General features: G+C 67.2%; 23 protein-coding genes and 7 pseudogenes. 17 read left to right on the top strand and 13 right to left on the bottom strand.

What is annotated here, in order from left to right; genetic code table 11:
- The first annotated feature begins 103 nt into the window (after positions 1–103).
- Positions 104–313: an SDR family oxidoreductase gene (locus ABT245_RS35430; protein ID WP_351741963.1), complete on the top strand. Its 210-nt coding sequence runs from the start codon at positions 104–106 to the stop codon at positions 311–313.
- Positions 314–680: 367 nt separating this feature from the next.
- Here ABT245_RS35430 and ABT245_RS35425 read toward each other — a convergent pair whose 3' ends face one another.
- A complete protein-coding gene (locus tag ABT245_RS35425) occupies positions 681–818 on the bottom strand; it encodes a hypothetical protein (protein ID WP_351741960.1) in 138 nt (45 codons plus the stop codon).
- Positions 819–1,069: 251 nt separating this feature from the next.
- On the opposite strand from ABT245_RS35425, the gene ABT245_RS35420 reads away from it, so the two are divergent.
- Positions 1,070–1,651 carry a Uma2 family endonuclease gene (locus tag ABT245_RS35420; RefSeq protein ID WP_351741957.1) on the top strand — a complete coding sequence of 194 codons (582 nt, stop codon included), beginning with the start codon at positions 1,070–1,072 and terminating at the stop codon, positions 1,649–1,651.
- Between the two features lie 381 nt (positions 1,652–2,032).
- On the opposite strand, the pseudogene ABT245_RS35415 reads toward ABT245_RS35420, so the two are convergent.
- Both ABT245_RS35415 and ABT245_RS35410 read right to left on the bottom strand, forming a co-directional pair.
- Positions 2,033–2,821: pseudogene (locus ABT245_RS35415) on the bottom strand (NAD(P)/FAD-dependent oxidoreductase); the annotation flags it as partial.
- Between the two features lie 537 nt (positions 2,822–3,358).
- Positions 3,359–4,069 (bottom strand): TetR/AcrR family transcriptional regulator, encoded by a 711-nt coding sequence (locus ABT245_RS35410; protein WP_351741953.1) that lies wholly within the window; start codon positions 4,067–4,069, stop codon positions 3,359–3,361.
- Positions 4,070–4,163: 94 nt separating this feature from the next.
- Between ABT245_RS35410 and ABT245_RS35405 the strand changes: the two genes are divergently transcribed.
- Complete coding sequence (locus ABT245_RS35405; protein ID WP_351741950.1) at positions 4,164–4,967, top strand: SDR family NAD(P)-dependent oxidoreductase; 804 nt, start codon at positions 4,164–4,166, stop codon at positions 4,965–4,967.
- Positions 4,968–5,022: 55 nt separating this feature from the next.
- On the opposite strand, the pseudogene ABT245_RS35400 reads toward ABT245_RS35405, so the two are convergent.
- A pseudogene (locus ABT245_RS35400) lies at positions 5,023–5,115 on the bottom strand (transcriptional regulator); the annotation flags it as partial.
- A gap of 303 nt (positions 5,116–5,418) precedes the next feature.
- Positions 5,419–6,288, bottom strand: a pseudogene (locus ABT245_RS35395) (helix-turn-helix transcriptional regulator); the annotation flags it as partial.
- 11 nt (positions 6,289–6,299) lie between these two features.
- Here ABT245_RS35395 and ABT245_RS35390 point away from each other — a divergent pair.
- The 3 genes and pseudogenes from ABT245_RS35390 to ABT245_RS35380 all read left to right on the top strand — a co-directional run.
- Positions 6,300–6,482: pseudogene (locus ABT245_RS35390) on the top strand (DNA ligase); the annotation flags it as partial.
- Positions 6,469–6,702: a DNA ligase-like domain-containing protein gene (locus ABT245_RS35385; RefSeq protein WP_351741973.1), complete on the top strand. Its 234-nt coding sequence runs from the start codon at positions 6,469–6,471 to the stop codon at positions 6,700–6,702. The pseudogene ABT245_RS35390 and the gene ABT245_RS35385, both read left to right, overlap by 14 nt.
- Positions 6,703–6,738: 36 nt before the next feature.
- Positions 6,739–6,885 (top strand): hypothetical protein, encoded by a 147-nt coding sequence (locus tag ABT245_RS35380; RefSeq protein ID WP_351741971.1) that lies wholly within the window; start codon positions 6,739–6,741, stop codon positions 6,883–6,885.
- A 339-nt stretch (positions 6,886–7,224) separates the two neighbouring features.
- On the opposite strand, the gene ABT245_RS35375 is transcribed toward ABT245_RS35380, so the two are convergent.
- From ABT245_RS35375 to ABT245_RS35355, 5 genes and pseudogenes are all read right to left on the bottom strand, one after another.
- On the bottom strand, positions 7,225–7,533 hold the full coding sequence (locus ABT245_RS35375; protein ID WP_351741947.1) for a hypothetical protein: 309 nt from the start codon (positions 7,531–7,533) through the stop codon (positions 7,225–7,227).
- Between the two features lie 217 nt (positions 7,534–7,750).
- Entirely contained in the window at positions 7,751–8,902 is a 1,152-nt protein-coding gene (locus ABT245_RS35370; protein WP_351741945.1) for a hypothetical protein, read from the bottom strand.
- 31 nt (positions 8,903–8,933) lie between these two features.
- Positions 8,934–9,482, bottom strand: a pseudogene (locus ABT245_RS35365) (CHAT domain-containing protein); the annotation flags it as partial.
- Positions 9,483–10,469: 987 nt separating this feature from the next.
- Positions 10,470–11,774: pseudogene (locus tag ABT245_RS35360) on the bottom strand (vWA domain-containing protein); the annotation flags it as partial.
- Between the two features lie 210 nt (positions 11,775–11,984).
- Positions 11,985–12,620, bottom strand: coding sequence for a hypothetical protein (locus ABT245_RS35355; protein WP_351741942.1), 636 nt, complete (start codon positions 12,618–12,620; stop codon positions 11,985–11,987).
- Between the two features lie 524 nt (positions 12,621–13,144).
- Between ABT245_RS35355 and ABT245_RS35350 the strand changes: the two genes are divergently transcribed.
- Positions 13,145–13,567, top strand: a complete 423-nt coding sequence (locus ABT245_RS35350; protein WP_351741969.1) for a hypothetical protein — start codon at positions 13,145–13,147, stop codon at positions 13,565–13,567.
- A 123-nt stretch (positions 13,568–13,690) separates the two neighbouring features.
- Here ABT245_RS35350 and ABT245_RS35345 read toward each other — a convergent pair.
- Together ABT245_RS35345 and ABT245_RS35340 are read right to left on the bottom strand one after the other, a co-directional pair.
- A pseudogene (locus ABT245_RS35345) lies at positions 13,691–14,111 on the bottom strand (helix-turn-helix domain-containing protein); the annotation flags it as partial.
- The gene (locus ABT245_RS35340; RefSeq protein ID WP_351741939.1) at positions 14,053–14,604 is read right to left on the bottom strand and encodes an NADPH-dependent F420 reductase; all 552 of its coding nucleotides are present in this window, start codon (positions 14,602–14,604) and stop codon (positions 14,053–14,055) included. The pseudogene ABT245_RS35345 and the gene ABT245_RS35340, both read right to left, overlap by 59 nt.
- Positions 14,605–14,868: 264 nt before the next feature.
- Here ABT245_RS35340 and ABT245_RS35335 point away from each other — a divergent pair, with 264 nt between their 5' ends.
- The 8 genes from ABT245_RS35335 to ABT245_RS35300 all read left to right on the top strand — a co-directional run bounded on the left by ABT245_RS35335 (position 14,869) and on the right by ABT245_RS35300 (position 23,188).
- Positions 14,869–16,077 (top strand): M20 family metallopeptidase, encoded by a 1,209-nt coding sequence (locus ABT245_RS35335; RefSeq protein WP_351741936.1) that lies wholly within the window; start codon positions 14,869–14,871, stop codon positions 16,075–16,077.
- The gene (locus ABT245_RS35330; RefSeq protein WP_351741933.1) at positions 16,074–16,475 is read left to right on the top strand and encodes a cobalamin B12-binding domain-containing protein; all 402 of its coding nucleotides are present in this window, start codon (positions 16,074–16,076) and stop codon (positions 16,473–16,475) included. Before ABT245_RS35335 ends, ABT245_RS35330 begins: the two co-directional genes overlap by 4 nt.
- A gap of 6 nt (positions 16,476–16,481) precedes the next feature.
- Positions 16,482–18,074 (top strand): acyl-CoA mutase large subunit family protein, encoded by a 1,593-nt coding sequence (locus tag ABT245_RS35325; RefSeq protein WP_351741931.1) that lies wholly within the window; start codon positions 16,482–16,484, stop codon positions 18,072–18,074.
- Complete coding sequence (locus tag ABT245_RS35320; protein ID WP_351741928.1) at positions 18,068–19,234, top strand: CaiB/BaiF CoA transferase family protein; 1,167 nt, start codon at positions 18,068–18,070, stop codon at positions 19,232–19,234. The genes ABT245_RS35325 and ABT245_RS35320 overlap by 7 nt, the downstream gene beginning before the upstream one ends.
- A 2-nt stretch (positions 19,235–19,236) precedes the next feature.
- Complete coding sequence (locus tag ABT245_RS35315; RefSeq protein WP_351741926.1) at positions 19,237–20,370, top strand: M20/M25/M40 family metallo-hydrolase; 1,134 nt, start codon at positions 19,237–19,239, stop codon at positions 20,368–20,370.
- Positions 20,367–21,398 carry an LLM class flavin-dependent oxidoreductase gene (locus ABT245_RS35310; RefSeq protein WP_351741925.1) on the top strand — a complete coding sequence of 344 codons (1,032 nt, stop codon included), beginning with the start codon at positions 20,367–20,369 and terminating at the stop codon, positions 21,396–21,398. The genes ABT245_RS35315 and ABT245_RS35310 overlap by 4 nt, the downstream gene beginning before the upstream one ends.
- Positions 21,388–22,359, top strand: a complete 972-nt coding sequence (locus ABT245_RS35305) for a 2,5-dihydroxypyridine 5,6-dioxygenase NicX family protein (RefSeq protein ID WP_502982258.1) — start codon at positions 21,388–21,390, stop codon at positions 22,357–22,359. The genes ABT245_RS35310 and ABT245_RS35305 overlap by 11 nt, the downstream gene beginning before the upstream one ends.
- A gap of 181 nt (positions 22,360–22,540) precedes the next feature.
- Positions 22,541–23,188 carry a GntR family transcriptional regulator gene (locus ABT245_RS35300; RefSeq protein WP_351741921.1) on the top strand — a complete coding sequence of 216 codons (648 nt, stop codon included), beginning with the start codon at positions 22,541–22,543 and terminating at the stop codon, positions 23,186–23,188.
- A gap of 247 nt (positions 23,189–23,435) precedes the next feature.
- Here the strand turns inward: ABT245_RS35300 and ABT245_RS35295 are convergent, their stop codons facing one another.
- Positions 23,436–23,600 carry a transposase gene (locus tag ABT245_RS35295; RefSeq protein WP_502982257.1) on the bottom strand — a complete coding sequence of 55 codons (165 nt, stop codon included), beginning with the start codon at positions 23,598–23,600 and terminating at the stop codon, positions 23,436–23,438.
- Between the two features lie 158 nt (positions 23,601–23,758).
- Here ABT245_RS35295 and ABT245_RS35290 point away from each other — a divergent pair, with 158 nt between their 5' ends.
- Together ABT245_RS35290 and ABT245_RS35285 are read left to right on the top strand one after the other, a co-directional pair.
- A complete protein-coding gene (locus tag ABT245_RS35290; protein WP_351741919.1) occupies positions 23,759–25,189 on the top strand; it encodes an amidohydrolase family protein in 1,431 nt (476 codons plus the stop codon).
- Positions 25,190–25,245: 56 nt separating this feature from the next.
- Positions 25,246–26,235 carry a BMP family ABC transporter substrate-binding protein gene (locus ABT245_RS35285; protein ID WP_351741916.1) on the top strand — a complete coding sequence of 330 codons (990 nt, stop codon included), beginning with the start codon at positions 25,246–25,248 and terminating at the stop codon, positions 26,233–26,235.
- Positions 26,236–26,238 lie beyond the last annotated feature (3 nt).

The raw sequence follows: 26,238 nt of genomic DNA, 5'->3' as shown, positions 1-26,238 counted from the left end.
GCCATTCGTGCTGGTCATCTGGGGTGGGGCTCCTGTCTCGCCCAGGAAGGATAACCCGGCATACCGGGTGTCTCATCACAGACTGACAGGGAGGGTACGGGTGATGGCCATAGCCCCCGGCATCGTCGACACCCCGATGATGGCCAGTTTTTCCGACGAGGTCCGGGCCTCTCTCGCCCAGGGTGTGCCCTTCCCGAAACGGCTGGCGAGCCCCGCCGAGTACGCGCGCCTGGTAGTCATGCTCGCCGAGCACGACTACCTCAACGGCGAGACCGTCCGTATGGACGGGGCCCTGCGCATGGCTCCACGCTGACCTTCCAGCCTCTAGCCTTCGCCTAGCCTTAGGCTAGCCGAGCAACGGCGGGAACGGCGACGGGCCCGTCCCGCCGCAGGTGCTGCGGCGGGACGGGCCCGGGTGGAACGGCTGTGGCGACTCAGTAGCTCTGGTCGAGGCGACGCAGCTCCGGGAAGTCACGGCGGATCTGTTCGTGGGCTACAGGCGGAACCTCGGGGCAGATCGTCGGGTAGCGGCGAAGCAGCGTGCGCTCGGCACGGGTGACGTCGAGCAGGAGCTGCAGGGCCGCGTCTCTGCTGTCGATGGGCTCGCTGTAGTGGTCGCGGCTCGTGCGGGAGATGATCCAGCCGGTGATCCCCTGTTCGTCGTCCGAAGAGGGGTAGAACTAGGCTGCTGCCAGCACCTGTCCTTCAGCGCCACGGTGAGCGGAGGCGGTGACGCGGGTTTCGTAGCGGCCTCGGGCCGTCTGGATCCGCACGCAGGTGCCGTCGAAGAGCGGGGTGTGCTCGGTGGTGTCGGTCATGTCTCCTACTTCGCAGGGGAGCGGCGGGGCAGAGCCCATTGAGGTCGGACATGGCCGTCCCGAAGGGATCAGGACGCGATGTGGATGCACTCGGCGCGCGCACAACATCCGCGAAGGCCACGGGACCACCGCCGTATGGCGGCCCTGCGCCGCCGCCACAGCCGACCCCGTCGCCGCTCTCGTCGCTGCCCGCACCGCCGCCACGCGGAGCTGACGGATTAAGCTGGCCAGGGCACCCGAAGGAGGACACGATGACGACCGCATGGGACGCGTTGCCGCCCTGGATGCTGCCACCCCGGCCGAGTGGTTGGGAGGCCGATGACCTCGACAACGCACCCGACCTCCCGCGGCACACCGAGCTCATCGATGGAGCGCTGATCTTCATGATGTCCCCGCAGCGGTCCTGGCACGCCCGCGTCGTCACCCGGCTTACGACCGCACTGGACAATCAGGCTCCCGAGGGATTCGAGATCGACCGGGAAATGACGGTCAAGCTGAACGAGAAGAACCGGCCCGAGCCTGACGTCCTTGCTGTCACGGTCCCATACGACCCGAACCGCACGCGCTACCTCCCCGACCAAGTCGCCCTCGCCATCGAAGTCGTCTCGGACGAGTCCGCTGACCGTGACCGGTCGCTGAAGCCGTTCAAGTACGCGCAGGCAGGTATTCCGCACTACTGGCGCGTCGAGGAGGAAAACGGCCTCCCCGTCATCCACACGTACGAGCTGGACGACACCACCCGCGCCTTCGTCGCCACCGGTATTAGCCGCGAACGCTTGAAGACAGCAGTCCCTTTCGGTATCGAACTCGACTTGCCCCGTCTTGTTCTCTGATCACAGTGCCGTTTGAGCCGTGGTGCTTTCCGTGGGAGTTGACGAAGTCATCCGTGAGCACCGTCGGCCGACGCGAGCCCGGTGGTGTGAACGGACTCGGTCAGCTCTACACCCTTGTGTAGGCGACCGCTGCCCCTGCTGCGTACGACGGGCGACTGCCAGCGACTGAAAGCCGGGGAAGACCGAGCTGGAGCGGCCGGAACGGGAAGTCTGCGTCCCCTATGAGTGCGGCTGCGCTTGGCGATCGAAACGACCAGCCCGAGCGCCGCCGGGCAGTGCCCTGTCCGCGCCGACGACCGCGTCCGCCTTGACCGACTGCGAGTCGGTCACGTCGGCCGTCGGCTCCGCTTCCCGTCCCAGACGATGAAAGACAACAGCTACTCACATGAACCCACGCACCGAGAAGGGCTCGAGTACGGGGCTGATGGCACCGTCAACGATGAGGTCGGCCAGCAGATTGGCCGATGCCATCGACTGGCCCACACCAAGCATCCCGTGACCTGTGGAGACGTAGACGTTGGTGATCCCTGGGAGGGCGCCCATCACCGAAAGTCCGTCGGGCGTCATCGGCCGCTGGCCCGCCCAAGGCTCGCCAACGATGGTCATCAGCGTCGTGTCGATGAACTGCCGGGTCGTGGCGATCATGCCTGCCACCGTCCGCCGGTTGACGCGTAGGTTCTGAGGGCCGAGTTCCATGCCGCCGACGATCCTGATTCCATCGGCGACCGGAGTGACACCGACCTTTGTGATCGAGAAGTACATGGGTTGCCGAGGAGACCGTGCCATCCGGACGTGGATGGAGTACCCCTTACCCGCTCGAAGTGGGATGCGGTAGCCAAGTCCGCACGCCAGCCGGGCCGAGCCGAGCCCGACGGCGAGCACGACAACGTCCGCCGGGAGGTGACCGAGCGCCTCCGTCTTGACACCCGTGGCGCGGTCGCCGTGCCGGACTACTGTGTCGACGGCGTCGTTGTTGAGCACCCGGACACCGTTTTCGACCAGGTGTTTCTCGAGCGCCTGGACAAGGCGAGCCGGGTCGACGTGCCGTTCCGATGCGAGCAGGAAGCCGGATTTCACCTCGCGAGACACGGTTGGCTCGATGTCGCAGATTTCGTCCCGGTTGAGAACGGAGGCCGAGACGTCGAATCCCTCCGCACGCAATGCCCTCCATGCGTTCCGAGCGTTCCGCGGGCCTGCACGAGATCGGCGCCGGACGCCCGGACTCTGGCGCTCAACGCGCTGTGGGCCGTGGCCGCGCTCCGCAGGCCGATCACCGGACTGGACCGCCCACGCCCGTCACCGAGCGCAGTTGACCTAGGCTGGCGCACTGGACCGCTCGTGGCCTCTTCGTCCCTTCCTGCCGCGCGGCACCACTGAGTTACTCGTCGCGGCGTTCGCTACACCCTTCTCCCGGAGGACCGTTGTCCCAGATATCCGCCAGCGACGTCGATCTCTACACCGAATCGGCGCGCACCGACCCGTACGCAATCTATGCCGAGCTTCGGGCTCTGGGGCCTGTGGTGCGCCTGCCTCCTCACTCGCGGCGGCGTGCCCCTCCCCTGAGCAGAGCGGAGGCGAGGACGCACAGGCCCCGGTCGGCGTCACGGGCCGTGAGCCGGCTCCCGGCCCACGAGGCGTCGGTAGTCTCCAGGACGCGACCGGCGAACATGGGTCCGCGGCGTGACCGCAGACCACATGGGTCCGCGTCTACGGGCGGTCCGTCGGCCGGTGCGGTCCGGTCAGGTCCATTCGGGGGGCCGGTGGAAGTGGGCCGGGGTGTGATGGGGGGTGGGCCTGGAAGGACTGGAAGAGGTAGGTGAGGAGGCGGCGGGCGGCGGGCAAAGCGGTTTCGGGGGGTTGGCGGGCCAGGCCGCTCACCGCCAGGAGGAGCAGTGGGATGTCGGCGGTGTCAAAGTCCTCGCGGAGCTGTCCGGCGTCGCGGGCGCGTTGGACCAGGTGGTTCAGGCCCACCTCGACGCAGGCGCGTTCGCGGTCGTAGTCCAGTACCTCGGGGAAGCCGGTCATGAACACGGTGTCGAAACCTCGGTCGGTGACCAGTGTGGTGCACGCCGTTTCCAGGAGGACGTAGAGGCCGTGTCCTGGGTTGGGGTCGGCCAGTGCCTCATCGAAGACGGTCGCGCATTCGGTGAGCTGGTCGTCGAGGGCAGCGGTGAGGAGTGCGGAGCGGGTGGGAAAGCGACGGTAGAGGGTGGCGACGCCGACGCCGGCCCGGCGGGCCACCGTGCTCACGGGTGCGTCGACGCCCTGGGCCGCGAAGACCTCTCGTGCCGCCCTCAGGACGCGTTCGCGGTTGCGGCGGGCGTCGGCGCGCAGGTCCGCGGAAGGCGTGTTTACGGCCGTTCCCAGGGGCGCTGCTGAGGCGGGATCGTCCGCGTCATGAGAGATCTCATCAGGCATGTTTCTCACTTGCCGGCCAAGTGGACAGTGCCGCCCACTGACGTGGTTAGCGTGAACGAACCAAGCCTATCGACCTCCTAGTCCGAGGAGAATCATGCAGGACCTGTCTCGTCTGTCCGGTACCACGGCGCTGGTTACGGGGGCGTCAGGTGGTATAGGCGCCGAGTTCGCCGCCAGGCTCGCTCAGCGTGGTGCGGACCTCGTCCTCGTGGCCCGATCGGGCGACAAACTGGAGACGCTCGCCTCGTCCCTGCGCTCCGCACACGGAGTGCGCGTGCTGACGGAGAAGCTGGACCTGTCCGAGCCCGAGGCGCCTCGGGCAATGTTCGAGTGGACCGTCGAGCACGGGCTGGAGGTCGGTTTCCTCGTGAACAACGCAGGCGGCGGTGTCGGCGGGGCAGCGGCGAAAGCCGACCCGGCGGTCGTCGCAGCGATGATGAACCTGAACGGGCAAGCCGTGGTGGAAAACACGATCCGCTTCCTGCCGGGCATGGTCTCACGTGGCTGCGGAACAATCGTGAACGTCACGAGCGCTTCCGCGTTCATGCCCACGCCCTACCTGGCCGCCTACGGCGGGAGCAAGGCGATGGCGCAGTCATTCACACTGGCGGTCGGTGCCGAGGTCGCCGACGCGGGCGTCCGGGTGCTGGCGGTCTCCCCGGGAGTGACCGTCACAGGGCAGAAGTCCGAGGACATCCTGCCCGCAATGGCGAGATTGGGCGGGCTGCGGCAGCCGGAGCAGGTCGTCACCACCGCTTTGCGCGCACTGGACTCGCGCAAGGCGTCGGTGGTCGACGGCCGCCGCAACGCGCTGTTCGCTCGTCTGGTCCAACGCCTGCCGGATCGGACGACCCGCGCGCTGGGACGCCGGCTGGCAACGAGGCTCAGCAGCTTTTGACCGACGGGACACGCGCCGATGACTACCGCCCGCCCTCGTGACTGAGAGGACGCCGTGGCCACACGGTGCGCTGCGCGGTGAACGGGATGATCCCCAGCGAGACCGACGCCAGCGGCATCACCGCCAGGAGGTGGGGCAACCGCCCACGGAACGTCCCGTCCTGGAGGCCGTTGTGCAGCCCTCAAAGGACAGACTGATGCACGTACTTGCCGCGAGTACTGCCGCAAGGACGACCGCGCAGCGCTGCGACTGGCCCCGTGTGACACATCGGGGCGGTTGCGCCGCTGGGGTCACCTCGGTCACGGTGCGGGAGTGCGCCGACAGGCCGGTTCACACCGGCATGGCCCGCGCGTCCCACGCGAGACGATAGTCAATGATCAACGGCTACGGGAGCTTCGCGCGGCTGGTCGAGTTCGCACTCCGGCCTCCCGGCCAGGCGAACCGCGACGGATCAGAGCGGCCCGGGCTGAGGAGAATAGCGGGTGGGCTGTGCCGTCCGAGATTGCGTGGTTGCCCAGATGGTGAGGAGTTTGAGCCGGTCCTCGGATGCGGTGCCGGGTTCGGCAGTGTAGGTGATCAGGTCGTGCACGGCTCGGTCCGACAAGGGTAGGTCGAGGGACTGGAAGGTCAGTTCCAGGTGGCCGACGTCGGGGTGCTGGAGCCGTTTGACGCCGTCGTGGCGCATCAGGACGTCGTGCGCGGCCCATTGGCTGCGAAACTCCGGGCTGAGGGTGGACAGCTCGCCGACGAGTTCGCGCAGTGCCCGGTCGCGGGGCTCGCGCCCGACCTCGGCGCGCAGCAGGGCGGCGGTGGCGACGCCGGCGGCGTCCCAGTCGACGAAGAAGTCATGTGCACCAAGGTCGAGGAAGATATAGCGGGCGATGTTGGGGCGGCCACGCTTGTCGATGGTGGCGCTGTCGAACATCGGCGCGAGCAGGGCTCGGGCCAGAGGGTTGCTGGCGACGATGTCCGTGCGGCCGTTGCGTACGAACGCCGAGGACATCGTCATGGAGTCGAGCAGCCACTGGACCCGGGGCGGGACCTCGACGTCCCTGCGACGCGACGGCGTGCGACTCTCGTGCCGCGATGACCGGGCCAGGTCGAACAGGTAGGTGCGTTCGTCGTCGTCCAGTCGCAGGGCACGAGCGACCGCGTCAAGAACGTCTTCGGACACGCCGCCGATGTGCCCCTTCTCCAGCCGCGTGTACCACTCCGTGCTCACGCCGGCGAGGACGGCGACCTCCTCGCGCCGCAGCCCGGCGACCCGGCGACGGGCGCTGGTCGGCAGTCCGGCCTGCGCCGGGGTGATCCTGGCGCGTCGCTCTGGTCGCCATGCGCCTGCCGCCCGGCGTGATCCTGGACGGCGAGGCCGTGGTGTACGTCGCTGATAACCAAGGCCCTGCGCGGATCAGCTTCAAGGCGGCGCAGTCCCGGTCGCTGTCCAGCCCTCGCCGTGCCCAGGAGCTCGCGGACCGGTGCCCGGCGGCGTACGTGGCGTTCGATGTCCTGGCTCATCCGGCGGCGGGCTTCCCCGACCTGCGCCCGCGTCCGTACACGGAGCGCCGCCAGGTCCTCCTGGGACGTACTCGCCGGCGTCGGTGCGCCGATCGTGCCGGTATGGTCGACCACCGACCTGGACGAGGCCCTGCTCTGGTACACGGCGCTCAAGGGGACGGGCGTCGAGGGAATCGTGGCGAAGCCGCTGCTGTCGGCCTCCAAGGCGGGCCGGATCTGATCGGAAGTCAGGCATGCGGACACGGTCGACGCAGCCGTGGTCGGGTTCACCGTCACCGCCCGGCACCCGAAGTCGCTCGCCGCACGGCCGCCCGACGGACGCGTGGTGCTGTCCCAGCGGCTGACCACGGCGCTCGCCTCTGCCGTCGCCCGGCGTCTGGTCCCCCTGACGGGACGCGGCTGACCACGGCGCTCGCCTCCGTCGTCGCCCGGCGTCTGGTCCCCCTGGCGGGAGGCGCGTTCACGAAGGCCGGTGTCTCCTGCACGCCCGCCGCGGGCGACGCCGTGGTGGAGGTCGTGGCGGGCACCACCCGGCACTCGGTCGTCACCGTGGTCCGCCCGCGCTGACCTAAGAACTCACGAACTCGCAAGTCTCCTGTCCGGCCCCGCTGTCGTCGGGTCGGCCGACGTCTCCTGGGCCGGGGCGGGGGCCAACTGCGGTGGTGGCGTGCCGCCTTGCTGCCGGGCGGCTGTGGCTCGGCTGGTCAGTCACCGTGATGTGTGGCGAGCCTTCAGCCCCTGGCTACGGCCGGCGCAGGGAGATCGTCCTCAGCGGCTCCCATGTGATGGTCGTGGTGCTGCCGACCGTTGTGGCGGTGACGTCGACCAGGTGGACCGCGGTGACAGGCAGTGGGGCGTGGCCGGGCCGGACGCGGCGCAGGATGCGTTGTGCCTGGTCGGAGTCCGCCTCGCCGTGGGCGTAGGCCGTGGTCAGGTGCGGGAGGCCGAAGGGGTAGCGGCAGGCGTCGTCCCCGAGGACGGTGCGGGTCGTCTCCCGGGTGAGGGTGTGAAGTGCGGCGAGGTCCTCGTCGGAGTGGAGGTCGGCGATCACGCCGGAGCAAGTCGTGGCACAGCTCGTGTCGCATTGGAGGCACATACGAGATGCATGCTGCGCTCGGCTGCGGTGTCGGTGTCGCATTCGAGGTCCGGCTCAACGGACACGAGTGTGCTGCATGTCATGCCCCTGTGGTCGTCCGTTCGCGCCAAGGGGATTGCGGGCGAGAGACTCCCTGATACTCCCGTGGTGACGACGCACACGGCCTCGGTGATTACATCGCATCCCTGATTGCGGAGGCGAGTTCTGGCAGGTTCCAGTACGCGGAGTGCGTCCATAGCCCTGCGGTGGCGGTGTGGGGCAGCGGTAGGTCGACCGGGGATGTCCCGTCGGCGAGACGGAAGACGTGGGCAGCAGCGAAGGCGAGTATGTCGAATGGCTGCCACAGGTTGGTCCAGCGGTCCAAGGAACTCGGCAGGGTGACCGGCTCGTGTTCGGTGTAGGGCGAAAGTTGTCCTCCCCGGGGGTCGCAGAGGTGGAAGTACGACGGTTGGGAACCGAAGGTGAGCAGCGATGACGTCCACAGCGGTTGTTGGGCGGTGGCCATGTCGACAGCGATCACCCCGCCGAGGCTGTGCGCAACCAGCCGTACACGGCGGTCCGGGCGGCGTCCCAGTTCGGGATCGACAGCGGCGATCTGTTCCCGTACCCGGGCGTGGATCTGCTCGCGATGGCGCTGGTAGACGAGTACATCGCCGAGGAATCGGGTGGCGCCTGGTCCGAGGCGGCTTCGCAAGGTGTGGTACATCCTGCCGGCGACCGCCTGCATCGCCGCACCTGCGAAGCGGTCCAGGTCCGCGAGCCGGCGCCGGATCACAGCGCGTAAGCCGTCAACGGGTGCCATGCCACGAAGCCCTGCCCAGGAGTCATCCGTCTCCTGCATGTCGGTGACCGCATGGGCGATGGCTTTTCCCGTCTCGCTGAGAAGGGCCGGGTCATCGGCCAGTGAGAGCCAGCGCGTCGCCGGCCATTCCTCGGCGAGCGCCGCACGTACCTGGTCCCAGTCCGGACTGTCGCGGCCATCACGCAGCCCGCTGTTCTGCGAAGCGTCCAAGTTGTGGCGGACCGCGTCCTGCAGAGATGCCGGCAGGTCACCTGGGGCAGGCCGTTCGGTTTCCGCGAGAAGAGTGGCCAATAGCATTGCGGACGGTGCGCCGGCGGCCTCCGATGTATCCCGCAGCCCGGAAGAGCGGGAAGGGAAAGAAGGGAGGGCGAGATCGACGAACCGGTCGTCCGCGCCGAGATCACCCCAGTAGACCGGTACCAAGGTCGTCCCCACGGCGGCCTGCAGGGCCGCAACGGTGGCGGTAAAGGCTTGCGCGTCGCGGTTGCCGACGCCGTGAATGACGAAGACCGGATCGTCCATGTCTCTCCTGTTCCGGGTGTGCTGGTGGCTCCTAAGGTGTGGCGGCGCAGGCTGCGGGACTGCCGTACACGGCGTACGCGAGCCAGGTGGGATCCCCGCCCTGATCGCGGATCGCCCGTCGTGCGTTCAAGGATGCCTGCCCCAGACTCTGCCTCTGGGTGACCAGACGCTCGTAGAAGGTGTCAGCGAAGAGCAGCGCGGAGTCGGACCGTACCGGCCACAGGGTGCCGACGAAAGCACCTGCGCCGGCCTGGAGGAACTGCGGTGCCCAGCCCAGGCTGGAGGAGAACCAGTCGATCTGCCCCGCGCTGCGACAGGCGTTGAAGAACACCAGCGGGTGGGTGGTGCGCAGGGCGCCGGACTGGGTGGCGTAGGCGAGATCGATCGGGTCGAAGAGGCCGTCCGCCATCGTGACGTGAGAGCCGGAGCTGGTGAAAGCGTTGTGGCAGGCGAAGTGCAGCAGACCGTTGAGCCCTTCGTCGATGAGGTCGCTCACTGCGGCGCGATGGGTCAGGGTACCGCCGTCGGTCACGGCGTCACCCAGTCTGGCCCGCAGGACGACCACTTCACGCTCTGCTTCGGGAGGCGAGCCCGGTGGCACAACGAAGGCAGCGCGGGGCAGGGACAGTTCGCGTACCCGGTCCTGCCCGAAAACCCGGCGGACCACGGGAAGCCACTCGGCGAGGAACCCGTCGCCCTCCCGCCGGCCGTCCAGGGGATACAGCAGTTCCCAGGGCACGACATCGTGGTCACCGAGGACGGTCAAGGAGGTAACGTGCCCGGCTTCCGCCCAGAACTGCTGGCGCACCGCGTCGGGCACCGCCGTCGCCCACAGTTGCACACCGAGGTTGATCAGCCGCCGGCGCGCCTGGCTCTGATCCCAGCCGCCGTCCTGCCCGGCCGCAGCGGCGGTACGCCGAAGTTCGTCGTAGATCCGCTCTCGTGCGCCGTGGGAGCCGCCCGCCACGAGGTGGAAGGACTCGGGTGCGTAGGTGGTTTCGCTGAGCAGCTGGAAACTGTAGGCGCCGTCCGCGCCTTTGAGGACCTGTAAGGTCACCTCTCCCGGATCGAACGCGAGAGTGGTGAGCGGTGCCCTGCGCGGCGGGCCGGATCTGGCCGGTGTGTCGGACTGCACGGAGACCTGGGTGCGCAGTTCACCGAGGAAGGTGCCTTTGTGGAAGGCCCGCACGGTAACGGTATGCAGCCCGGGCGTCATGGTACGCAGGCTGAATTGCAGCCAGTGCGAGTCCTGGCCGGGGGGAACGGTCAGCCATTGCTGGAGATCTCCCAGCGCCAGCAGACCGGGAGCGTGCACGGTGATGAGAAGCCGTGCTCCCGCTGCCGGGATGGGAAACGCCCGGAGTGTCACGCCAGAGCCACCGGTTTCCCGGGTGACCCGCACGTGCAGCGGAACCTCCCGTTCGGGAGGCGCCTGCTCGACCAACTCTGCTTCCAGTAGCCGCGGCTCCCCGCCGTGCCCCTCACCGCTGCTGGAGACGACGTGTTGCTGCGACCCGTGAGGGCCATCACCCATGGGCTCGGGTCGGCTCCCGGCTTCTATAGGAACCCTCTTCTTGCGGACCGTTTTGGTCGACCGTGTTTCCAGGGTCATCTCGTCGGCGTCCGCGACCTTTGCCTTCAGTCGCACAGTTCCCGTTGCGACATCGACCACGTCCACCACCCGCGCGAGCAGTTTCACCGTGTCCTGGTTCCCCAGCGCGTACGCCAGCTGAACCGCCCTGCCCAGTTGGTCCGTTGCCCCGTCGTCGTCACCGGCCTTGCGTGCGTCGAGGCCCTCCTGGATGACCCGGGCCAGTTCCGCCTGGCCCGTGTAGTGCGCGACCTGCTCATTGATCGACGTGGACGCCGCCGCGTCGGCGGTCCATTGCGCGCGTACCAGGCCCTGGGCGAGGGTTGTCGCGGCACCGTCGTCCTGCCGGATCACCAGCGCGACACGGGCGGCGAGCATTTCCTGGCCTGTGCCACCGGCCGGGACCCGGACGCAGACGTGGTAATCGCGGGACTCGAAGCCCCAGGAACCCGTCGGATAGTCCCCGGCACGCGGACCCGCCGCGCTGCGCCTGCCGGTCAGCTCTTCGACGGTGGGTGCGACCTGCTTCACAAACACGACTTCCACGCCCCTGGGCGTCCACAGCCGCAGTGCGACGTCCGCGACCTGCTTGCCCATCACCTTCCGAATGATCTGCGTGAAGTCGTCGGTGAGCCCGGCCGGGTCGGCGACGATGTCGGCACTGCCGAACAGTGCGGAAGCGACGGCCGTGATCTCCTTCACGTCCCATTCCGTGCCGACGCCGCGCACATCGCAGGTGAACCGTCCCGCGCAGGTGTCGAGTGCCGCCTTGAGGGCCTCGGGCGACTCGTGTTCGTTGCGGCCGTCGGTGAGCAGGATGCCGTGCCGGAGCGATCCCTCGGCCGACCCCAGCAGCCGCTCGGCGAGCCGCAGCCAGGTGCCGATCGCGGTGCCGCCGCCCGCGGTGAGCCCCCGCAGCGCCTCCTTGGCCTGTTCGCGGCTGGCTGCATTCGCCACCGCGAGCCGGCCGCCCCCCGGAAAGACCTCGGTGGCCCGGTGCGTGCCGCCGACCACTGCGAACTGCATTCCGTCGCGCAGCGTGTCGATGGCTGCGGCCGTGGCCTCCCTTGCGCCCCGCATCTTCGTCGGCGGACAGTCCATGGAGCCGGAGCAGTCCACCATGATCACCACGGCCGCGTCCGGGCCCTGCCCCGCTCGGGGCAGCGGCATCGCGTTCACTCTGACGATGGCGTTGACGTCACGGCCGCCCTCCGGCAGGTACGCGTTCTGGTAGACATCGACACGGAACGTCGAGGCATGGGACTCCGAGGATGTGGCCATGGATTCGCTCCCCCTCAGGCTTGCCACGGCTGGGCGGTATCGCCTTGATCAAAAACAATTCCGCCGCAGCCGCTGTGTTCCCCGCAGGGCGTGCCGCATTGGCGCGCGGCTCGTACGGGATGTGCGTCGCTCTCAGCAGCTGAGGCAATGTCGTATCGGGGGCCGGCCCACCAGCCGCGAGTATGTCGCATCTCACGCCTTCCGTGGCTGTCAGTTCGCGCCGAGGGGGATGCGGGCGAGGGAGTCCCAGGTGATCGTCTTCTCGGCCAACTCGGCGGTCACGTCAACGAGTTCGATCGCGTCGCTGCGCAGGGGTGCGTGGCCGGGGCGGACTCGAATAACGCGCCGGTGGATTTCGTGGAAGTGCTCCAAGGAGACCTCGGCCGTGGCGTACGACTCGGTCAGGTGCAGGACTCCCGAGTCGTACACGGTGGTGTCGGCTCCGCGCGTGATCTCGAAGGCCCACGTCGTGGCGGCGCGGAGCGCGTTCAGCGGCCCGCCTGGCCCGACGTCGAAAATGAGCCCACTGCCATACGGGAGAAGGCTGCCCACCGTGAGGGTAAAAGGGGCGAGGACCCGTATCTGCTCCGTGGGTTCAGCGACAAGGGCTTGCCGCCGGTCCGCGGGGATCTCGGAGGCAGAGTTCTGGCTCAGCCGGTAGAGCGTGATGTGAAACCAGTCGTCCCCCACGGGCGTCAGCGGATCCCCTTCCGTCGCAGCCCGGACTCCGGCAATGAGCCCGGCAAGCTCCGGGGTTCGGCTGAGGCCGGCGACGGCACAGGCATGCAGCAGGGTGAGCCCTTCGGGCCACGGCCCCTGACCATGCTGAAAAACCAACGGCTTCATAGCCGTCAACGTACAGATCCCGAAAACAACCCCGCTTGGAAAAACGGAAGTTGGCCGGGTGGCGTCGGGTCCGATCTGATCAGGCCGCAGATCGCGCGTCGCGCTCTGCCTCCCGAACCCGCTGGCGCTGGAGTTCTGTCGCCGTGTCGTTGGAGTCTCCGGGTTCCTGCCGGGTGAGCCGTTGCACCAGCTCAAGGTCGATGCCGCTGTCCGGCCCGGTGACAGGGGCCCGACCCGGCCGTAGGGAGCCCAAGGGCCGACGCCTCGTCGCGGGCGGCCGTATCCATCACGCGGCTTCCTCACGCCAGGTTGCCGGCATGGACCGTACGGCGCTGGAGACCTGCTCCTGTTCCGTACGGTCGGCCCACAGGTGTGCATCGTGTTCGGTGCGCTTGACCGTGTCACTCTCGTGGGCGGCTGTGGCGGGGAAGTCGAACTGTCGGGTCTGCGGGCATGACTCGCGTGCGTACGGTCCGGCTGCCCGCCGGTGTGCCCCTCTCCGCGGTGCGGGCCCGCACAAGAACGTGCACCGCAACGAGGACGGCACCGCCAGCGTGGAGTTCGCCGGCATTCTGCGCGTACGCGGACAGCCCGTTCTCTCCCCCGGCCGGCTCCTGTCCCTGTGGAGCGGGCGGGCCCACGCTGAGTACGAGAGGGCCGACGCGGCGCTGCGCCCCGACGACGCCATGCCTGTCAGCGACAAGGCGCTCATCGCCGCGTATGCGGTGGGCGTGGACACCGCGGTGAAGGTGCGCCAGCTCGGGCAACCCGACCAGAAGGTGCCCTCAGTCCTGGAGTTGGTGCGGGAGAAGAGTTCGGCCGAAGGCCAGGAACAGGCCAGCGCTGCGGCCCACCGGGTCCAGCCGGCCGAAGTGGACGCCGTCCTGCGGGAGATGATCGCCGCGCGGCAGCGGGCGATCGCGTTCCAGTGGAGCAACGACAGCTGACGTTGGACAGGCCGGCTGCTGCCCTCTGCGGGGCGTGCCCAGGGGCGTTGGGGCACGCCCCGCCTGCCCGGAAGGACATGCCCGAGTCAGCTGCGCTGACGCCGTGCGAGCCAGCCACCGGCCTTCCCGCAGCCGGTGGTTCACGACCAGTTTCGCTTCCTTCGGCCGCTGTGCCACCGGGTCGGCCTTCCACTGCGCGACCGAGGCCCGGTACTCGAGCTTGCCGCCGCGGGTGGCCGCGTTGCGGCGCAGTTCCCGCGAGATGGTCGACGGTGACCGGTCAAGCTGCCTGGCGATCTCCCGTACGCCGGCGCCCTGCACGCGGAGCAGAACGATCTCCTCTCGCTCGGCGAAGGAGAGGTAGCGGCCCGAGGCAGTCAGGTTGATCTGCGGCGTCCCGCCAGCACGTCGGAACCACCGGGTTGCCACCGCGGAGGCCGCTCCGACGGTGACCGCCGCGTCCTCTGGTCAGCCCCTTGGCGATCTCACCCCAGAACAGCCGCTCGATCTCCCGCCGGGTCGAGGGCCGCCCCGGCGACTTCATCGGCGACCGTCCCGTCAACTCCGTCGTCCGACCCGTGCCGCAGAGGACCGTGGTGGTTCCACAACAGCGTCGCGGACACGTGGTGGAAAGCGCCCACGACGCGTGCAGTCGGAACCAGACGCTGCAACTGCTCTGCCGCGGACTCGGTGAGCGGGAGCCCGTAGGCACCGAACATGTCGAAGCCGAGCGGGTTCACACAGCTGACGACGATCTTCCCGGCCAGAGCGGGTGCGATCGCTGTTATGGCCTCTTCGTGGCCGTCCCACGGGACCGCGACCTGCACGACCTCGGACCGGGCCGCCGCATCCAGGTTCCCGAGGCCCGTGGCCGCAGGAACGCCGAGGCGGTCGTTGACCTCGTCCGCTGTCTTCTGGGCGTTGTCCGGGTTCCTCGAGCCGATCAGGACCTTGTGTCCGGCGAGCGCGAAGCGGTACGCCAACCCCTTGCCCTGCGCGCCGGTCCCGCCGATCACGCCGATCTCCAGCGAAGCCATGAATCACCCCTCGCATGTCATATTTCAGATACGAGCCTGGAGGAGCATACGTGTTGTCGTCATGTTTGCCCAGCCCTCAACGGGGCCGCCGTGTCGACCGAAGCCCCCTCCCCTGTAGCCGCTCATGTCGACTCGAGGGCTTCGCGCGCCAGATCGCAATCCATGCCGCGAGGGGTAGCGCATTGGTGTGAACCTCGCTACATTGCATATCAGATCTCAAATCAGAGGTTCTGTTCACCGCCTTCGGTAAGAAGGGACCACCACATGACTGACGCCATCGACGCCGCGGCCCGGAAGGCTGTGGAAGCAATCAACTACGCACGGCTGAACGAACTCGTGCAGGAGGTGTGCCGCATCCCGAGCATCCTCGGAGATGAAGGCCCTCTCGCGAAGTTCCTCGCCGACTACATGAAGAACGCCGACTTTGAGAACGCCGGCCTCCAAGACGTCATCGGCGACCGGCCCAACGCCATCGGCGAGCTCAGCTTCGGCAAGGGCAAGCGCGTAGTGATGACCGGCCACATGGACACCAAGCCGGTCTCCATCGGTTGGAGCAAGACCGAACCGTTCTCCGGGGAGATCATCGACAACGCCATCTACGGCCACGGCATCATGGATATGAAGGCAGCGCTCGTCTGCCAGATCGTCGCGATGGAGGCCTTGCGTGACTCCGGCGTTCAGTTGAACGGCACCGTCGGCATGGCGGCCGTCTCCGACCACATGGGCGACCAGCTCGGCTCGATCCGCTACTTCGACGAGTACAACGCCGACCTCGCCGTCCTCGGTGAACTCTCCGGCAACGAGATCTTCCTCGGCCACCGCGGCCGCTACTACTTCGACATCACCGTCCAGGGCAAGTCGGCGCACACCTGCCACAAGCCCCTCGCGGTCAACGCGAACATGCTCGCCTCGCACGCGATCATCGAGCTCGACCTCTCTCGTCTCACCCCGGCTATCGAGGACTGGGTCGCCGACCTGTTCGGCGAGGAGACCTACATGGCTCCCGGTCGCGTCTACGGCGGCCTGCCGCCGGGCGGCCCGTCGATGATTCCCGACGAGTGCGTCATCCGCGTCGACTGCCGTCCGCAGCCCGGCGTCACAGTCGAAGAGGTCCAGGCCGAGATCGAGCGCTGCCTCGCGGCCGCCCGCAAACGCGAGCCCCGCTTCCGTGCCCGGCTTGAGCTGGTCGACGTCAAGAGCGGCTACTTGGCCAAGCCCGGCGACGACGTGGTGGAACTGATGCGCGCCTCGGTCAAGTCCGTCCGCAAGGGCGCCGAGCCGCCGCTGCAGGCCGCCAGCTGGCTCGGCGATACCGCGAGCTTCGGCCACAAGGTCCCGACTGTCATCTTCGGCCCCGGTGGCGAGCCGGTTTACTGCCCCGACGAGCATCTGTCGATCGACGACATCGTCGAGGCCACGCGCGTGTACGCCGAGTTCGCTGTCCGATCACTCAGCCCTCAGGCGTCGGCGTGAACAGCTTTCGTCCGAGGATCCTCCTTGCCAAACCGGGCCTCGACGGGCACGACCGCGGCGTGAAGGTCGTGGGCATGGCGTTGCGTGATGCTGGAGCCGAGGTGATCTACCTCGGCCTCCAGCAGACTCCACAGCAGATCGTCGGCGCAGCGGCTGACGAAGACGTCGACGTCATCGGGCTCTCGGTGCTCTCAGGGGTTCACGTCGACGCCTCTCGGCAATTGCTCGACGCCTGTAAGGAGGCGGACCTGGACGACGTCGCGATCGTCGTCGGCGGGACCATCCCGCCGAGCGACGTCGTCCGCCTGCGCGAGCTGGGCGTCCGCGATGTGTTCCCCGTCGGGACCTCCATCGACGATCTCGTCTCCCGCATCTTCGACATCGCATCGAAGGAGTAGCGAGCAATGAACGACGAGGACAACATCGTCACCACCGACTCCGGCATCCCGGTCGACCCGATCTACTTCGCGAGTTCGGTCGCACCCGGACTCGAGGACCGGCTCGGACTTCCGGGGCAGGCGCCCTACACCCGGGGTCCGTATCCGACGATGTACCGCGAGCGTCTGTGGAGTATGCGGCAGTACGCCGGCTACGGGTCGGCCGAGGACACCAACGAGCGTTACCGGTACCTGCTCTCCCAGGGGCAGACCGCGCTGTCGGTGGCGTTCGACCTCCCCACCCAGCTCGGCTACGACTCCAGCGACGAGCAGGTCTCCGCCGAGGTCGGCCGAGTCGGCGTCGCGATCGACACCGTCGAGGACATGGAGACCGTCTTCGACGGACTCCCTATCGACAAGCTGTCGGTCAACTTCACCATCAACGGCACCGCGCCCATCATCCTCGCGTTCTACCTGGTCGCCGCTGAGCGACAGGGCGCACGCATGGAGGACGTCGCCGGCACCCTTCAGAACGACATCCTCAAGGAGTTCCTGGCGAGGAAGACGTTCATCTACCCGCCCCAGCACTCCATCCGGCTCGTCACCGACGTCGTCGAGTACGCCTCCGAGCACCTGCCTCGGTTCAACGGAATCTCCATCACCGGATACCACGCCCGAGAAGCCGGCTGCGACGCCATCCAGGAAGTCGGCCTGACAATGGCCTCGGCCATCGCTTACACCGAGGCATTCCTGGCCCGGGGCCTCGACTTCGACTTCTTCGCGCCGCGGCTCTCGTTCCACTTCTCCAGCCAGCTCGACCTGTTCGAGGAGACGTCGAAGGTCCGGGCGGCCCGCCGGATGTGGCATCACCTGGCCACCACTCGGTTCGGGGCGAAGAAGGCAAACTCGGCTCGCCTACGATTCTTCTCCGGATGCTCCGGTGCAACTCTGACCGCGCAGCAACCGCTGAACAACGTCGTCCGGTCCACCCTCCAGTGCCTCGCTGCGGTCCTCGGGGGTGCGCAGTCGATCCACGTGATGGGTTACGACGAAGCCCTTGAGATCCCGACCGAGGAATCGGTGCGGCTCGCGCTCCGGACGCAGCAGATCATCGCGCACGAGTCCGGCGTAGCGAAGGTCATCGACCCGCTCGCCGGCTCCTACTTTGTCGAGGCCCTCACCGACGAGCTGGAGGCGCGCGCCTGGGACCTGGTGAAGAAGGTCGAGGACGGCGGTGGCCTGGTGGAGATGCTCGCCAAGGGCATACCGCAGCGCTGGGTCGCCGAGTCGGCCTACCGGTACGAGCGTGAGGTCCAGTCCGGCGAACGCATCAAGGTCGGCGTCAACAAGTACGTGGACGACGACGAGGTCGCGCCGCCGCTGTTCGAGATCGACGCGACCGCGGCCGACCGGCAGCGTGAGCGTCTCGCTGGGCGGCTTGCATCGCGTGATGAGAACAAGGTGGCCGATGCTCTGGCGGCACTCCGCGACTCGCTCGTGAAGAACACGAACAGCATGCCGCACATCATGCAGGCCGGCCGTGTCGGCGCCACGCTCGGCGAGATCGCCGACACCATGCGTGATGTCTTCGGCGTGTACCGGGAGCCGCTGCCATGGTGAACACGAATCGTCCCCTCGAAGGCATCCGCGTCATCGACCTGACCAGGTTCGTTTCCGGTGCCTACACCGGCACGCTCCTGGCGATGCTCGGCGCCGACGTCATCAAGGTCGAGGTCCCGACCGAGGGTGACCCGTACCGCAATCAGGGCACCGCATTCGTCGACGGGGAAAGCGCCCTGTTCACCGCGCTCAACGTCGGTAAGCGCTCCGTCATGCTGGACCTCCGCTCGGCCGACGGGCTGTCCGCACTCGAGGCGCTCCTCGCCACAGCCGACGTCTTCATCGAGAATGGGCGACCAGGGTCGCTGAAGAAGCTGGGCCTTGACTCGGCCAGCGTCACCGCGCGCCACCCGAACATCGTGTACGGCTCCATCTCCGGCTATGGCCAGCACGGGGCCGACGCGGGGCGCGGTGGTTTCGATCTCATCCTCCAGGCCGAAGGCGGCCTGATGAGTGTCACCGGTGAACCCGACAGCGGCCCGGTCAAGGTCGGCGTCCCCGTCCTCGACATCGGCAGCGCCGTCTCCTGCGCTCTGGGCATCGTCGCCGCCCTCTACCGGCGGACCGCCAACGACGGCACTGGTGCGGTCGTCAGCTCCTCGCTGCTCGAGTTCGCGGTCTCGACTTTCAGCAGTATCGCCCCGGCCCACTTCGTCAACGGAGACGTGCCTGGGCGGATCGGTAGCCACTCGCCGACTTTTGCGCCCTACGGAGCTTACCGAGCCAGTGACGGGCACATCGTCCTCGCTGGCGCAGGCAGCGAGGACCTGTGGCACCGGCTGTGCGAGGCCATCGAAGCTCGCGAACTGCTCGAAGACTCCCGGTTCACGACCAATGCCGACCGCGTGGGCCACCTTGAAGACCTCATCGCCGAGCTCGAGTTTCGCTTCGTCAGGCACAACCGGACGTACTGGATAGCCAAGCTCTCCGAGTTCGGCGTTCCCGCGGCAGAGGTCCGCGATCTCGGACAGGTCCTCGCCTCTGCCCAGGTCGAGGCTCTCGGTCAGGTCCAGGTCGACCCCGCGCACCCCGGCGGTCAGAAGATCATCGGTGCCCCGATCCAGATCGACGGCCCGCTGCCCTTCCCCGGTCCGGCACCGCGCCTGGGCGAGCACACCGACCAGGTCCTGGCCGAGCTTCATGTCCTCAAGAGGCCCTGACGATGGCCGAGGCAGCACGCAAGCCCGATCGAGGTCTTCTCGCCGCCTGCGAGAGGCAGGCGCCCACCGTCCTTGAGCGGACGTTCGAGCTTTCCAAGATCCCGGCGCCCCCACTGGACGAGATCGACCGAATTCGCCGCGTCCGACAGTGGTGGGAGTCCGATGGCCTGACTGTGACTCAGCATGCCGTCGGCAACCTCTGGGCTCAAGTCCGCCCCGGTAGCGGCGGTTTCGGACCGGCCATCGTCGTGGCCGCCCATCTCGACACCGTCTTCAGCCGCGACGTCCGCCACGGCCTCCGCTACGACGCCGAAGGCCGGGTTGTCGGTCCGGGCTGTGGTGACGACACCGTCGCGGTGGCAGCTCTCTCCGTCCTCGACGAGCTGCTTCCTGCTGAGGTCGCGCTCCCGGTCTGGATCGTCGCGACCGTGGGCGAGGAGGGCCTTGGCGACCTCGCCGGCGCCCGGGACGCCCTGGCACACCCGCCGGTCGGGGTCGGCACCTTCATCGCCTTGGAGGGCAACTATCTGGGCCGGGTGAACACCATCGGGGTCGGCTCTGAACGGCGCCGAGTGAGGCTCACCAGCCAGGGCGGGCACGCCTGGGAGGAGTCGACTGCGCCGAGCGCGGTTCACACTGCGGCCGAGATGGTGCACGCCATCGAGCAGATCCAGATCGACCACACCGCCAAGACCTCACGCAACGTCGGCATTCTCAGCGGCGGCGAGTCGATCAATTCCCGTGCCATCCACGCAAGCTTCGACCTCGACCTGCGCTCCGAAGACCCCGATGCGCTCGCCGAGCTGGTTACCAAGGCTGAGGCAGTCCTCACCGCCGGCTACAAGGGCACCAAGGTCGATGTCGAGCAGCTCGGATCGCGGCCCGCAGGTCGGATCGCCGCCGACCACGAACTCGCAATTGCGTCGGCGGAGGCACTCGCCGAAGTCGGACTGACAGCCCGCTTCACTGCCGCCAGCACCGACGCCAACGTCGCGTACTCGGTCGGTATCCCCGCCGTGACTCTGGGCATCACCTACGGCGACGGCACCCACACCGAAGACGAGTGGATCGATCCCAACGCGATCGACTTCGGCCTGTACGCACTTGTTCGCACCATCATCAAGTGGTCAGCTTGACCATCGGACAGGAGGAAAACCCCATGCTTAGTGGCGTTGCGCTGCAGCCGGTCGACTCCCCAGTTGTCTTCGAGAACGTGGTCGAGGAGATCGAACAGTCCGGCTTCGATGAACTGTGGCTCACGGACTCGTCCCTTCACGCTCGGTACGTCTACTCCTACCTGACGCTCGCAGCACGTCGCAGCAGCCGTCTGCAGCTGGGCACCGCGGTCACGAACCCGATCACACGTCACCCGGCCGTCACCGCGACCGCCGCGACCACGATCGACGACGTCAGCCAAGGTCGCTTCCGCCTCGGTATCGGTGCAGGCGACCGTCCCCTCCTCGCGCTCGGCTCGAAGCCCGCGACCCTCGCGCGCCTCGAGTCGTCCATCGACGCGATCCGTCAGCTCTGGACCGGTGAGCACGTCACTATGGAGGGCACCGGCTTCAAGCTCGACGACGCCCACATGCGAGCGCCGGCCGAGCGTCAGGTGCCGATCTACATCTCCTGCAGCGGCCCGAAGACCCTCGAGCTCGCGGGCCGGGTCGCCGACGGCGTCATCCTGCTCGCAGGCCTTCACCCCGAAGGACTGCAATGGGCGCTGAACCACATCGACCGCGGTGTCGACGCCGCCGGCAAGAGCGAGCGGCCCAAGATCACCGTCTTCGCCTATGGCGCCATCGACGACGACGAAGAGGCAGCGTTCGCGGCCGGTCGCACCATCGCAGCCTGGTTCCCACAGACCGCCCCGGGCTACTGCAAGATGGCCGGTCTCTCCGCCGAGCTGGTTGAGAAGGTCCGCACGATGTACGAGGGCGGTGAGTTCCAAGAGGCCGAAGATGCCGCGAAGTTGCTCCCTGACGACTTCGTCCACCGGATGGCCCTGGCCGGCGGCCCCGAACGCGCACGCCAGCACATCAAGAACATGATGGAACTCGGCATCGACTGCATCTCCGTCTTCCCGCTCGGCGACGACCGGTTCAAGACGATGCACAACTTCAAGAAGACCTTCAACGAGGTCTCCAAGGTGAAAAATGCTTCCTGAACAGACTCTTTCCACGGTCCTCGACCAGTGTCTCGGGGTTCATGGGCCGGAGGAGGTCATCCTCCTCATCGACGACGAAACCGACACTGCGGTGGTCGAGGGCCTGGTGCGCGGCCTCGATGACCGAGGCTGTGTCCCCGTCATCACCCGCATGCCGCGCTACGTCGTCCCCGGCAGCGAACCACCCACCGCGGTAGCCCGAATTCTTCAGGGCGCGACGGCTGCCATCGAGCTCACCTCGACCTTCATCGGGTCGAGTCAGGCACGCCAGAACGCAACCGCCGGCGGCACGCGCTATCTCTGCATGCCGGGGGTCATCAAGGACACGTTCCGACTGGAAGGACCACTCGACGTCGACTTCGACGAGTTGAAGGCCGTCACCGAGGCCCTCGCGACCGCCTGGGCCCGTGCCGATGCCTACCGCCTGACGACGCCGGCGGGCACCGACCTGTCCGGTTCAGTTCGAGGCCGGAACGGCCGTGCTCTGTTCGGCATCGCGAGAGATCGCGGCGCGTACATGTGCCCACCCGACGTCGAGTCCGGAACGGCGCCGGTCGAGGGCAGCACCAGCGGTGTCGCGGTCATCGACGGCGACTTCCTGTTCATGGGACAGGGACCGATCTTGGAGCCCGTCGCCCTTCACATCGAGCACGGTGAGTTCAAGGGCGCCGAGGGCGACGAGTCCGCCCGACTGCTGGAGATGATCGGCCGCTGCGGTGACACACGCATGTCGAACCTGGCCGAGGTGTCGATGGGTCTCAATCCGAACGGACGAGTGTGCGGCGTCCCGATGGAGACCGAAGCGACCCTTGGGAGCGCCCACATCGCGTTCGGGAATTCGATCGCGTACGGGGGAACCGTCGATGCGGTGGCTCATTTGGACTGCGTGATGCAGCACGCGACGTTGGAGCTCGACGGTCGACCGGTCCTCGTTGACGGCGAACTCGTCCCGAAGGCCTGACCGCGCGGGCTTGCCGGATCCGGCAGAGTCCGCGACACGCGCTCCGATTTTGGAATATCGTATGCTACTTGCGAAGGTAAGTCGGCTACGCCATCCTGCGGCATGACCATGCCACACCACCCCGTGGAGCGAGGTACAGAGAGTGACTGCTGAATCACCGGCAACCGCTGAGATCCAGCACGTGCAGCTGAAGGACCGCGTCTACGAGTACCTGCGGCGCGCGATCATCAACGGTGACTTCGAGGTGGGGGCGGCACTCCGGGAGATCGACATCTCCAAGTCGCTCGGCGTCAGCAAGACTCCGGTCCGTGAGGCGTTCGTACGGCTGCAGAAGGACCGCTTCGTCGAACTGTTCCCTTACCGCGGCGCGATCGTCGCCGGCTACAGTCGGCGAGATCTCCGAGAGCTGTACGAGGTCCGCGAACTGGTCGAGGGTCGATGCGCCGCACGCGCGGCGTCGTCGCGCAACGACGATCTGTGCGAAGCGCTCCAACGCAACGTGCGAGACAGTCGCGCGGCCATCGACAACGGCAAGGTCGAAGACGTGATCGCATTGTTCGAGCACTTCGACCGCTTGATCTACTCCCAGTCGGACAACAAGTGGATCAACGACATCATCTATGACCTGGAGGGGCATCAGCGCCGCATCGGGCGCCTCACGGTCGACATCCCGGGCCGGATCGAGCACTCCCTCTCCGAGCACGAGAAGATCTGCACCGCCATCGTCCGCCAGGACCCGGCGGCGGCTGAGAAGTACATGCGCGCTCATGTGATGTCGGTGATGAGCGACCAGCTCGAGAGCTTCGTCGGCAACGAGACCAAGCGCTGACCGAGCCGCGCCACCCGCCCTTGAATCAGTCCCTGTCTCTCTTCTTTGCACCGTGTCCGACGTTCCCCTGTTGCAGTGCACCCCGACGCGAGCGCCATCGATACGCCTTTCCTGGATGCCTGTCCACGGCGTCGATGTAGCGTCCGTATCGAGGGTCCGCAAAAAACAGATGCCTTGATCTGCTGCGGGGCTCGAGTGACAACGCCGCCGAGGGCCTCGCGGCGGAGTGGCCGGTGTGGACAGTCGTTCACAGGCCGTAGCGTTCCGGCAGGTCACGCCAAGAGATCCTGGTCAGGATCCTGTAGACCGTCCCGTTGATGACCTGCCGGTCCGCAACGCGCGTACGGCCCGTTCTTGCAATCCGAGATATCAGCGGAGCTGAGCAACTCCCGCTCCCGGTCACTGAGTTCATGATGACGTATCACCCCACCATGGTCCATCAGCCGATGATCTTTGAAGGATGGGCCTTCCAGGGCGTCATCTGAAGAGACCTGTCCCAACCTATTGACCGTGGCGAGAGCCACGGTTAGCGTTCGGCGCATTGGATATCAGATCTAAAATCTGAGAAGGGTGGAACTGAGCGTGCTGCCCGAGAGCAATGCTATTCCGAAGCAGGTCGACATCGTCATCGACGGCGGCTGGGTTGTGACGGTCGACGGGACCCGAAAGATCTACCGCGACGGATTCGTCGCCGTCGACGACACCAAGATCGTGGCCGTGGGCCGCCGCGAGGACCTCGCAAGCCAGTACCGCGGCCGCAAGACCATTGACGGCTCGAACAAGGTCACCATCCCCGGCATGTCGAACGGCCACCGTCACCTGCTGTGTTGCGCGAAGGGCGCGATGCCCGAGGGCGGCACCACCCTGGAGGCACTCCGCCGATTCATCTACCCGTCGTTCTCCCGGCTCACTGAGGAGGACATGCACACCTACGCGCTCCACGCGACGGCCGAGATGGTCCGCTTCGGCACGACCAGCTTCGAGGAGCCGGGCTGCAACCACCTCGAGGCCGTCCTCGAAGCCGTCGCCACCTCCGGCATGCGTTGCCGCATCGGACCCTGGACCTGGGACCAGGCCGGCTCCGCCGGCGACACGGACCTCCCAGACTGGCTTCGGTTCACCGCCCCAGAAGCGGCCAAGCGTCTTGAGCGGGGCGTCGAGACCGTCAGAAGGTTCAAGAACCCCCGGATCCGGGACGCAGTCACCATCGAGGGTGTCGGAACCTGCTCGGACCAGCTCACCGTCGCCGCAGCGAACCTCGCCCTTGAGGCCGAGTCCCTGATGGTCCTCCACAAATCAACCAGCGAGCGTGAGGTCGCGCTTGAGCTGAAGGCATACGGACACCGACCCATCGAGCACATGCACAAGATCGGCGCGCTCAACGAGCGAGTCTTCATGAATCATGTCACCAGCGTCGCCGACTGGGAAGTGGAGCTGATCGCCGACAGCGGCGCCCGCATCTCCAAGAACCCGAGCACGGCCCTGAAGCTCGCCAAGGGCACCACGCACTTCGGCAAGTGGCCCGAACTCCTGGACGCCGGCGTCCGGGTCATGCTCGGCACCGACGCCGAGAACTGCTCCAACCACCAAGACATCACGCGGGCGATCTACCTCGCGGCGCTGCTTCCGCGTGATGCTCGGCAGGACCCGAACGCGGTCTCGGCCGAGCAGGCAGTGGAGATGGGCACCATCAATGGCTCCCGTGCGCTCGGGTGGGACGACGTTGTCGGTGGCATCGAGGTCGGCATGGAAGCCGACATCACCATCTTCGCGGCCGAGGACTTTGACTGGCGGCCGCTGCACAACCCGATCGCGAACCTCGTCTACGGCGCCACCGGCCACTCGGTCCACACCGTCCTGATCGCAGGCGAGGTCGTCCTCGACAACAAGCAGCTGACGAAGGTTGATGAGCTGGCCCTGCGCGAAGACGTCGAAGCCATCGACCGACGCGTGCTGAAGGAGATCGGGATCGACCCGGCCCCGGCCTGGCCAGTTCTCTGAGCCGTCCCACGCCCTACCGAGAACCATCCTCGGCATTGGAGAAACGGAGATGTCAGGTGAGAGTTCGCTTCCTGGTCGCAGCCACGACAGTCGCGACCCTGACCCTGGCCGGAACCGCCGCCTGCGGCAGCTCCGACAGCAAGTCGTCCGACGGTAGCGCCGTCAAGGTCGGTGTGGCACTCGCGGGCCCCCGCAACGACGGTGCTTTTTACCAGACGTACCTCGAAGGAGTTCAGGCGCTCGAGAAGAAGCTCAACCTCAAGGTTTCGGTGGTCGACAATCTGACCGACCCGTCTGACATAGCCGACGCGCTCAACAACCTTGCTGCTGACAACGACCTGGTCATCGGCGGCGGCAGCGCCCTCGTCGCCGGCGCCAACAGCGTCGCGCCGCAGCACCCCGACACCACATTCGTCATGAGTGGTGTCGTCCAGGACGGTATCTCCAACCTGCACGCCTACCAGATGCTCCAGGGTGTGCCCGCCTACGTCGCCGGTGTCATCGCAGCCCAGGTGTCCAAGACCGGTGCAGTCGGCTTCATCGGCGGAGCAGCTATCCCGCCGACCAGCCAGTCCGACATCGACTTCGAGGCCGGCGCCAAGGCCAAGCGGGCCGACATCAAGTACTCACACGTGACCGTCGGCGACTTCAGCGACGCTGCGAAGGCCAAGCAGGCCGCAGCCGCCCAGATCGCCGACGGTGTCGACGTCATCTACGCCTTCGTTGACGCGGGCCTCCCGGGCGTCCTGCAAGCCATCAAGGACTCCGGCAACGACGTCAAGGTCTTCAACCCGACGACCGACCGGTGCAACGAGAGCAACCAGATCATTGGGTACGACTACCAGAACAATCAGCAGCTCGTGGAGACCATCCTCAACGACTACTTCGCCAAGAAGCTGCCCGCAGGCACGAAGAAGTATGCCCTCGAGGAACCGAAGATCCAGAAGCTGACCATGTGCCCGAACAGCACGGTGTTCCAGTCTGTGGCGGATCAGGTCGCCAAGAAGATCAACTCGGGCCAGATCACGATGCCGGAGGGGGGCTGACCC

The organism is Streptomyces sp. NPDC001508 (assembly GCF_040298665.1).
In the GTDB taxonomy this organism is placed as follows: Bacteria; Actinomycetota; Actinomycetes; order Streptomycetales; family Streptomycetaceae; genus Streptomyces.
This window is presented reverse-complemented; position numbering and strand designations above follow the sequence as displayed.